The organism is Neobacillus drentensis, assembly GCF_036965645.1.
GTDB lineage: Bacteria > Bacillota > Bacilli > Bacillales > Cytobacillaceae > Neobacillus > Neobacillus drentensis_D.
Genome location: NZ_JBALPZ010000054.1, coordinates 11,243 through 20,262, shown reverse-complemented (window position 1 = coordinate 20,262; position 9,020 = coordinate 11,243). Strand labels below are relative to the sequence as shown.

Annotated in this window: 8 protein-coding genes; 2 read left to right on the top strand and 6 right to left on the bottom strand. The window is 39.9% G+C overall.

Annotated features, from left to right (window positions below; translation table 11 throughout):
• Positions 1-339: 339 nt before the first annotated feature.
• Positions 340-1,812 carry a DHA2 family efflux MFS transporter permease subunit gene (locus V7266_RS11275; protein WP_335467990.1) on the bottom strand — a complete coding sequence of 491 codons (1,473 nt, stop codon included), beginning with the start codon at positions 1,810-1,812 and terminating at the stop codon, positions 340-342.
• 246 nt (positions 1,813-2,058) lie between these two features.
• On the opposite strand from V7266_RS11275, the gene V7266_RS11270 reads away from it, so the two are divergent.
• Positions 2,059-2,955, top strand: a complete 897-nt coding sequence (locus V7266_RS11270; protein ID WP_335467983.1) for a TetR/AcrR family transcriptional regulator — start codon at positions 2,059-2,061, stop codon at positions 2,953-2,955.
• 27 nt (positions 2,956-2,982) lie between these two features.
• On the opposite strand, the gene V7266_RS11265 is transcribed toward V7266_RS11270, so the two are convergent.
• The 4 genes from V7266_RS11265 to V7266_RS11250 form a co-directional block, all read right to left on the bottom strand.
• Positions 2,983-3,528: a hypothetical protein gene (locus V7266_RS11265; protein WP_335467982.1), complete on the bottom strand. Its 546-nt coding sequence runs from the start codon at positions 3,526-3,528 to the stop codon at positions 2,983-2,985.
• 120 nt (positions 3,529-3,648) lie between these two features.
• Complete coding sequence (locus tag V7266_RS11260) at positions 3,649-3,777, bottom strand: hypothetical protein (RefSeq protein WP_335467981.1); 129 nt, start codon at positions 3,775-3,777, stop codon at positions 3,649-3,651.
• A 172-nt stretch (positions 3,778-3,949) separates the two neighbouring features.
• The gene (locus tag V7266_RS11255; protein ID WP_335467980.1) at positions 3,950-4,981 is read right to left on the bottom strand and encodes an NADH:flavin oxidoreductase/NADH oxidase; all 1,032 of its coding nucleotides are present in this window, start codon (positions 4,979-4,981) and stop codon (positions 3,950-3,952) included.
• Between the two features lie 241 nt (positions 4,982-5,222).
• Entirely contained in the window at positions 5,223-5,669 is a 447-nt protein-coding gene (locus V7266_RS11250) for a MarR family winged helix-turn-helix transcriptional regulator (protein ID WP_335467979.1), read from the bottom strand.
• A gap of 237 nt (positions 5,670-5,906) precedes the next feature.
• On the opposite strand from V7266_RS11250, the gene V7266_RS11245 reads away from it, so the two are divergent.
• Positions 5,907-7,205, top strand: a complete 1,299-nt coding sequence (locus V7266_RS11245; RefSeq protein WP_335467978.1) for a Bcr/CflA family efflux MFS transporter — start codon at positions 5,907-5,909, stop codon at positions 7,203-7,205.
• Positions 7,206-7,250: 45 nt separating this feature from the next.
• On the opposite strand, the gene V7266_RS11240 is transcribed toward V7266_RS11245, so the two are convergent.
• Positions 7,251-8,819: an amidase family protein gene (locus V7266_RS11240; RefSeq protein ID WP_335467977.1), complete on the bottom strand. Its 1,569-nt coding sequence runs from the start codon at positions 8,817-8,819 to the stop codon at positions 7,251-7,253.
• Between the last annotated feature and the right edge of the window lie 201 nt (positions 8,820-9,020).

Genomic DNA, 9,020 nt, shown 5'->3' with positions numbered 1-9,020 from the left:
ATCCAAGATTAACACAGCCGAAATTTAAATTGATACACACCATGGTCCAGGATCAGTTGTAAATTTAGAGACTGAACTAATATGTATTAACGCTATTCTAAAATCGGGACAGTTTACCCATATGGTCATTAATCTGAACGAAGCACTTTGGATAATTATCTATTTTTTTAGGCATTTATACACATCCCATTCTTTGATTGTATTCACTTAGGGTCCTTCTCATGTTTAGTAAAAATTACCTCTGGTTTTAGTTTGTAATCTACGGTTATTTTTATGTACGTTTGATTAAAAGTGATTAACGTAAAAAAAGATGCCCTTAGCTAGGGCACCCTCTCCATATTAATTCTCTGCAAGTTTGTTAGCGACTGCTTTGTGCGCAGCCTTAGGCTCTTCCGGATCTTCAGCCTGCTTCGCCCTTTTAATAAAGAATGCAAGAACTAGAGCGATTAGAGCAATTCCAACAGAAACAAGGAATGCATCGTTAATGCCCTCTAACATCGCCTTCATGGCAATTTCTTGCTTCATTTGAGCGATCATTTCCGCAGTCGGTTTACCAGTTACATGCTTCATCGCAGAATCAGCAAGTTCAGTGGCATGGGTTTTCGTACGGTTAGACATAATCGTAATCAAGAGAGCCGAACCAATCGCACCTGATACCTGCTGTAACGTGTTATTCATCGCAGTACCATGCGGATAGTACCGTGCAGGAAGCTGATTTAATCCGTTTGTCATAACGGGCATCATAACCATTGACATCCCAAACATACGTGCTGAGTAGATTAGCATTAATTCCGTATAGCTGGTATCTAATGTTAATGTACTGAACATATAGCTTGTAAAGATCGTAATCGATAAACCAATGATCGCAAGAACCCTGCCACCGAATTTATCGAATAATTTCCCAGTGATTGGGCTCATAATCCCCATTAAGATTGAACCAGGAAGCATTAATAAACCTGATTTTAATGGTGTAATACCGAGAATCGTTTGCACATAAATCGGTAAAAGCAGCATCGCTGAGAACATCGCCATGGCGATAACGATCGAAATAACAGATGATAAAGCAAACATCGGATAACGATAAACTTTGAAATTCAACATCGGCTTTTCAAGTTTGTTTTGACGCAGCACAAACCACACCAAGCTGATTGCACCTACAATAATGGTTACGTACACCTGAGGGCTATCCCAGCCTTTATCACCGGCAGAACTAAATCCATATAGCAGTCCGCCAAATCCGATACTTGATAACACCAATGATAATAGGTCTAGACGGATATCTACTTTGCCTTTTTTATCTTTTAATAAGAAAATAGAAACCAATAGAACTACAGCCGCGATTGGTGATACGAGGTGGAACAAAATTCTCCAGCTGTTATGTTCGATTAAATAACCTGATAGAGTTGGTCCGACGGCTGGGGCAAAAATGAATACCAATCCAAAAAGACCCATCGCTCCTCCCCTTTTTTCAGGCGGAAAGCTTGTTAACATGACATTCATTAATAATGGCATCATAATCGCTGAACCTGATGCTTGAATCATCCTGGCCACTAATAATAATGGAAAAACATGCGAAAATCCGGCAATAATCGTACCTGCCGTAAATAAGCCCATGGCTGTCAAAAATAATCCTCTTACTGAATATTTTTGAATTAAGAACGCAGTTGCTGGAATCATAACCCCATTAACCAGCATATAGGCAGTTGCCAGCCATTGAACGGTTGATGCATTTACATCTAAATCCTTCATGATGGATGGCAAGGCAACATTCAATAATGTTTCATTTAACATGGAAATAAACGCACCGATCATCAAAATGGCGATAATGCCATAGGGCGGTCGATTACTTGTTATCGTTGGTTCCAATTTGTACTCCCCCTCGTGTAAACTAATGGTACATTTTTTTGTACTGTTATTCTGCATAGACACTATCATAAACCGATAGTTCATTTTTTGCAACAAAAAATATCAGGAAATTAACGTTATTTGTCTAAGATCCTAAAATGAGGTACAATCATTTTATACTATCAGTCTAATCTGAAAATAAAGGTGATTTTAATGAACGATAGAAAGCAGCAAGTGATTGCGAAAGCCCATCAGTTGTTTGTCGAAAAAGGTTTTCAAGCTACTTCGATTATTGATATTTTGGAATTCAGCGGTATCTCAAAGGGTACCTTCTATAATTATTTTTCCTCCAAAAATGAATTGCTGATTGCCATATTTACTTCATTGGGGAAGAAAATCGATCAGGAGCGTAACCATCTCTTAATTGGACAAGATCCTGCTGATATTGAAGTATTTATCGAACAGCTTGAGCTGCACATGGCTTTTAATAAGAGAAATAAACTGTTAACCCTTTTTGAAGAGGTCTTTGTCTCTAATGACCCCTCCTTAAAGCAATTTTTAAAACGGATGCAAATTTTGCACCTTAGATGGATCTATCAACGCTTTTTAGACATTTTTGAAAAAGCCACACATCCCCATTTACTTGATTGCGCAGTTATGTTCACTGGGATGCTCCATCATAATATTCACTATCATTTTTTGGCTCATGAAATGGATAGCAGTTTGAAACAGGTCATCCGTTTTACGGTAGAACGAGTGGTAAAAATGGTGCATGAAGTGGAACGAAGCGGGGATCAATTATTGGACCCAGAGATCTTTACAAAATGGCTGCCTGAATGCAATAAAACAGAACTGGCGTTAGAGAAGAAACTATATCACATTATTTCCGCTTTAAAAAAACATATGAATGAGGGCATCGATCAACTTGAACATTTTGAGTTACTGGACTTTATTCAGGAGGAAGTCATCCATTCCAAAACGCCGCGGAAATTCCTTATTAAAAGCGCGCTTACCACTTTAAGAGAATTTTCAGGTGATGTCTGGCAGCCGGACCTACAAAAGCTGGGGGAAATCATTGAGGCTTTTCTTATGGAAAAGTCATCTATCTAAAAGTGCGAAATGCTTTCGCGCTTTTTTTCATGGCTCCAGTTCATTTACTGGCATGACGTCGGCTATATAGGGGGCATTTTCCGAAAAGATACAATACAAATCTGTAATCTTGTTATGAAGCGTTGTGTTTCGGATTATCAAACCCTCGTATCCCTGTTTGATTAAATTTTTCCGAAGATTGGTATTGGCTTCTTCTTTATTTAATAAAATAACTTGATCTTTCCAGGTAGGGTTTCTTTTTTTGGTTGCTAAATAATCACAATAGATGTCACGTTCACTCATGAATGTATCATAGGATTCGTATACTTTTAGATATGGTTCATCGATGTAAACCCTGTAAATATATCCACGGACTGGTTTTTCGTTTTGCACGATTTTGGGTTCTCCATCATCCCAAAATTCTGTTTCGGATTTTTCGATAACGGTATCCGTTCCGATGGCAAATGGTTTTGCTGAATGGATATCTGAAGTAAACCAAAATCCAATGGTATCGATATCATTACTCATTTTTTGGACCACTGTATCTTTATTAAATTGTTCAAATTTTTTAATTGAGCCGTGATAGACGATCATTAGCAGCCCTCCTTTTTTAGATTACCCATATTATATGAAATCATTATTAGGCAATATAAAAAGACCGCCAAATGACGATCTAATTGAAACTATAGGGACAGGTTTACTGTCCCTATTGGCTTAGCGATTATGATTTTTTTGGGCCTTTATCGCTACTTTTTCAAGGCCATTTTCTCCTGCAAATTCTACATCAGCCTCTGGAGCACCTTTTTTATTTTTTGAAAACTTGCTCTTTTTGTTTTTTTCCATGTCTTTTGCACCATCCTAATGATTTAAGTAAGGATGCTTTCCTGCACCCACGATTTTAGTTTGCTTTCTTTTTTGTGGGCTATGCTTCTCGGATTACATTGAAAAACATGGGGACGGTTCCTTTGCTTCCAATGGAAGCAAGAGAACCGTCCCCATGCTCTTACCCATGCTCTTAGCGTCTTGGGAATCCGCGTTCATATTGTCGTGGAATTTCTATTTCTTTGTGAAGTACGGTTGCAGCTTCTAATGCCCAATAAGGATTTCTTAACATGGCTCTTCCAACGGCAACAAGGTCTGCATCTTCATTCCCGATTACAGAGTTGGCCAGTCCTGGTTCATCCAATCTGCCCACTGCAATAACAGGGACATTAAGTGCTTGCTTAATCGCTCTTGCTAATGGTACTTGGTAAGCGACGTGTGTTCCTGGTCTTCCTTCTGCAGCGATTGGGCCTTCTCCCCCTGCGCTTACATGGAACATATCGACACCGGCTTTTTGGAATTCTCTTGAAAATTCTATAGCTTCATCGATTCCATAACCACCCTCTACGTACTCTCTTCCCGAGATTCGCAAAATTAATGGCATATCTTCAGGCATTTCACTTTTGACTGCCTGAATGACTTCTTTCCCAAATTTCGTTAATTCCTGTCCATACTCATCTGTTCTTTTATTCGTATAAGCTGACGTGAATTGATGAATTAGGTACCCATGGGCACCATGAAGCTCAATTACGTCCACCCCTGCTTTGATGGCCCGCTGTGCAGCAAGACGGAATTTCTCTACCATGTCTTTTACTTCTTCTGTAGAGAGAGCTCTTGGTGTTTTGGATTTTTCATCAAATGGTAGCGCTGATGGTGCAACGGGCTCTTTTGCATCTTGGGCTTTTCGTCCGGCATGGGCGATTTGAATACCCACTTTTGCCCCATGGTGATGACAAGCGTCAACAATGCGTTTCAAGGCAGGGATGTGCTCGTCTGACCACAAGCCTAAATCATAATCAGTGATGCGTCCATCTGGTTCCACATCGGTCATTTCAATGATGATTAAGCTGGAACCGCCAATCGCACGGCTAACATAATGTACATAATGCCAATCGGTGGCAATTCCATCCTTATTGGTTACAGAGTACTGACACATCGGCGGCATAACCACGCGGTTCTTCAACTGTAATCCTTTAATTTGGTATGGTGAAAATAAATGATCCATCCGAACACTCCCTTTATGTGATAGCATGACTTGATACAAGGTTGAGTGGTTTTACTTTCGTTAGCGTCTACCTTTTCCGCCAATTTTACCACGTTATTTTCGCATCTAAATCTGCTTATAGTTTGTTGCGCATTTAAAATGTATGTGCATGCATATAAATTAGCATACGGTTATTTTGTCCGTCAAGCAACTTGATTCAACATAAAAAAATGGGACCAAGCAATCCATACCTTAGTGGATTCTAATCGGCCCCATCCTCATTTAACTGATTCAGCAGCTGCTGCAGCTCTCCAAGAACCGTTTCTTTCGAAAACGTTTTTTCAAGAGTTTCTTGAAACGTAACCATTGCCTTTTTAAGCTTCTCCTCCCCTTCTGCTGTTAATGAGGTAAAAATGGCTCGGCGGTCGTCTGTACAAATATGCCTTTTTAAGGCTCCACAGTCCCTTGCTTCAAAGCGGCTTACCAGTCTAGACATGGCACTCTGACTTAACCCCACCATATTCTGCAGCTGTTGTAATTTTAACTTTTTCTCAGGAGCTTCTGCTAAAAATAAGAGAACGTAGAATTCATTCAACGATAATTGATGTTTCTGCTGAAGGCTGTCTTCTAATTCATTTGTAATTTTCAGTTGCAGATTGGAGAAAGATAACCAATTGGTTATTAGTTGTTTTTGTGGAGTCGATTCCATCTGTACCACCCTATTCTTGTCCAAAAGGCCCTAAAGCCTGTGTTTTATTTACCTTAATACTATCAATTAATTTATTTACTAGTCAATTGTACCTTTTGCGATAGCCTTTAAAAAATAAATTTTTCAACAATTCAACTTATTAAACTATATCCTATGGTATACTGTGAAAGTCCTTTTTAGTCTTGCGAAAATTTCGAAAATCGCAACAAGATAACAAGAACGGAAGGTGTTAAGTTTATGCAACATAATCCAACAGGAAGGCAGCGGTTCGGATTAGCTGTTCTGCTAAGTTTACTTGGAATGCTTGGACCCTTTAATATTGATATGTATTTACCAAGTTTCCCGAGTATTGGACATGATTTTGGGGCGCGTGCCTCACTTGTACAGCTGAGTTTAACTGCGTGTTTAATTGGGCTAGCGGTCGGTCAAGTCATTGTTGGACCGATTAGTGATGCAAAAGGCAGAAGAAAGCCATTATTTATTTCTATTACTTTATTTGCATTCGCATCCCTTCTCTGTGCACTTGCTCCAAATATAATCATTTTAATCGCATCCCGGTTTTTACAAGGGTTTACTGCCTCCGCAGGAATCGTCCTTTCCAGGGCAGTGGTACGTGATGTGTTTAGTGGTAAGGAACTCACAAAATTCTTTGCCCTTTTAATGGTGATCAATTCAACAGCTCCGATGATTGCTCCCATGACAGGCGGTGCCATCCTTCTATTGCCATCTGCCAGCTGGCATACCATTTTCTACTTCTTATTTTTTCTAGGGATTTTTATTGTTTTAGTGGTTGCCTTGCGTCTACAAGAAACCTTACCACTGGAAAAGAGAGTTCCGAGCTCTATTGGTCATTCATTACGTACAATGGGGAGTTTATGCAAGGACCGCTCGTTTATTGGCTATGCCTTAATTGTAGGATTTGTACACGGGGGCAGTTTTGCATACGTATCGGGGACTCCTTTTGTCTATCAAGGAATTTATGATGTTTCTCCCCAAGTGTTTAGTATTTTATTTGGGATTAATGGGCTGGCCATTATTACAGGGAGTTTTCTCATTGGGCGGTTTGCAGGGATTGTTCCTGAAAGAAGTCTGCTACGGATCGCAGTTATGACGGCTGTAGGTGCCACTTTTGTCCTTCTTGTCATGACGATTATCGAAGGGCCATTAGCTACGATAGTAATCCCAATCTTTATCTACATGACCACAATGGGGATGGTTCTAACAAGTTCATTCACTCTAGCGATGGAAAAACAAGGAAATCGTGCAGGGAGTGCAAGTGCGGTTTTAGGCATGCTCCCATTATTAATTGGTTCGTTTGTGTCGCCTCTTGTGGGGATTAATGAGTCAACGGCTGTCCCAATGGGTGTTATACTATTTACCACTTCTTTTATAGGTTGTGTTTTCTTCTTTACTCTTACTAAAAAGAAATCAACTAAGGTAAAAATAGGCTTACATCGGGTTGATTGTTCCAGTAAAAAAGGTGACGAGGTTCTCCTCGTCACCTTTTTTATAGAAATTTCCTTCTTATTGACCTAACTACTTTTTAATCACGGCCTTCGGGAGTTATGAAAATATGATTGTTTATTTTAAAACAGGGGCTTTTCGATTGTTTGACGCCTCTTGATAGGAATATGCCAATTTGATTAATGTGGGCTCATCAAATGCTTTTCCTAACAACTCCATCCCAATTGGTAAACCACTATCACTGAAACCGGCAGGCATCGAAATGGCTGGGAATCCTGAAAACGGACTTAAACGATTGGCATTTCCTGCTCCTTGACCGCTTCCAACCACGGCTGGCAATGCATTAGAAGTTGGATAGACTAGCGCATCCAGACCATATTCATTAAAAGTAGTCATTAAGCTTTCCTTAGACAGTTTCGGACGATTCGTAATAATTCTTAGATATTCCGGATCATTATCTAACGACACTTTGTTATTTCTAGCGATTAACCCGCTTTTTAAACTTGGATGAAATAATCCACTATTGATGATATCTGTCAATGAGTGAACAGGCGCATTCGGCCCGAGTGAAGCTAAGTAATCATTCAACTGAAACTTAAATTCAAAGCCACTTAAGCTAGGATACGCTAGAATTTCATTTAAATTAGGAATCGACACCTCGTAAACTTCCGCACCTTGTTCTTTCATATCTGCAATAGCTTGGTCCATGACCTTATTTATTTGCGGATCGTTTCCAAATAAAGCTCGTACCACCCCAATGCGTGCTTTTTTCAAACCATTCTTTTTAAGATAATGTGTATACGTCTGCGGAACTTTACCAATGCTTGCTTCTGTCACCGGATCAGCAGGGTCATACCCGGCAATCGCATCCAGCACGACTGCTGCATCTTCCACCGTACGAGCAATCGGTCCACCCACATCCTGAGAAAGTGCAAGAGGAATAATTCCATCCCTGCTGGCTAGTCCCATGGTAGGCCGAATTCCAACAAGATCATTAAACGATGAAGGAATCCGTATTGAACCTCCTGTATCTGTTCCTAAACCTACCGTAACAAAATTTGATGTTACGGCCGCTGCTGTACCGCCGCTCGAGCCGCCAGGATATCTTGTTGTATCATAAGGATTATATGTTTGTCCTCCCAAAGAACTGATCGTTTCAAATCCAAATGCGAATTCATGAAGATTGGCTTTTCCTAGGATAATAGCTCCTTCTTCTCTTAATCTCTTTGTTTGATAGGCATCATCCAATGGAATTGATCCTTTAAGTGACAAGGAACCGGCTGTTGTAGGCATATCATATGTATCAAAGTTGTCTTTCAAAATAACCGGGATTCCATGTAAGGCACCGCGAACTTTGCCGGTTTTCCGTTCTTGATCCAGCTGTTTTGCCTCTGCCAGCGCATCTTTGTTAATCGTAATAATAGAGTTAATACTATCATCGTATTCCGCGATACGATCCAAGTAGAATTGGACCAATTGTTCAGAGGTTAACTTCCCCGTCTGCATGGCCTGCTCCAATTCTTGGATCGTCGCCTCCTCAATCTTAACGGATAAAACACTTTTCGCGACAGGCCTGGCAGTGTTCGCCGCAGCATGTGCCGTGGAACCTACTGGCACTGCAAGCAAACTTCCTGCTAATACAAAACTAGTTACAAACGAAATAGATTTCTTACTCCAATTCCCCATTCTTATTCTCCCCTTATTCTAAGATTCTATGAATATAGCAATCTTATTTTTAATTGTCCTAAAATACGGGAGATTTTCTAACAAAGAAAATGCAAATGATTAGGAAATGATGCAACAAAACATAAATTATAAACGCTAACACGAAAAAGGATGCTCCGTCTTGGGGCACCCTTCCTGAAAATGTGTATTTAAATTGTGTTA

Excerpts from the sequence above, each read along its gene's own strand:
- V7266_RS11275 (WP_335467990.1), bottom strand. The coding sequence starts at position 1,812 with ATGATCGGTGCGTTTATTTCCATGTTAAATGAAACATTATTGAATGTT.
- V7266_RS11270 (WP_335467983.1), top strand. The coding sequence starts at position 2,059 with ATGAACGATAGAAAGCAGCAAGTGATTGCGAAAGCCCATCAGTTGTTT.
- V7266_RS11265 (WP_335467982.1), bottom strand. The coding sequence starts at position 3,528 with ATGATCGTCTATCACGGCTCAATTAAAAAATTTGAACAATTTAATAAA.
- V7266_RS11260 (WP_335467981.1), bottom strand. The coding sequence starts at position 3,777 with ATGGAAAAAAACAAAAAGAGCAAGTTTTCAAAAAATAAAAAAGGTGCT.
- V7266_RS11255 (WP_335467980.1), bottom strand. The coding sequence starts at position 4,981 with ATGGATCATTTATTTTCACCATACCAAATTAAAGGATTACAGTTGAAG.
- V7266_RS11250 (WP_335467979.1), bottom strand. The coding sequence starts at position 5,669 with ATGGAATCGACTCCACAAAAACAACTAATAACCAATTGGTTATCTTTC.
- V7266_RS11245 (WP_335467978.1), top strand. The coding sequence starts at position 5,907 with ATGCAACATAATCCAACAGGAAGGCAGCGGTTCGGATTAGCTGTTCTG.
- V7266_RS11240 (WP_335467977.1), bottom strand. The coding sequence starts at position 8,819 with ATGGGGAATTGGAGTAAGAAATCTATTTCGTTTGTAACTAGTTTTGTA.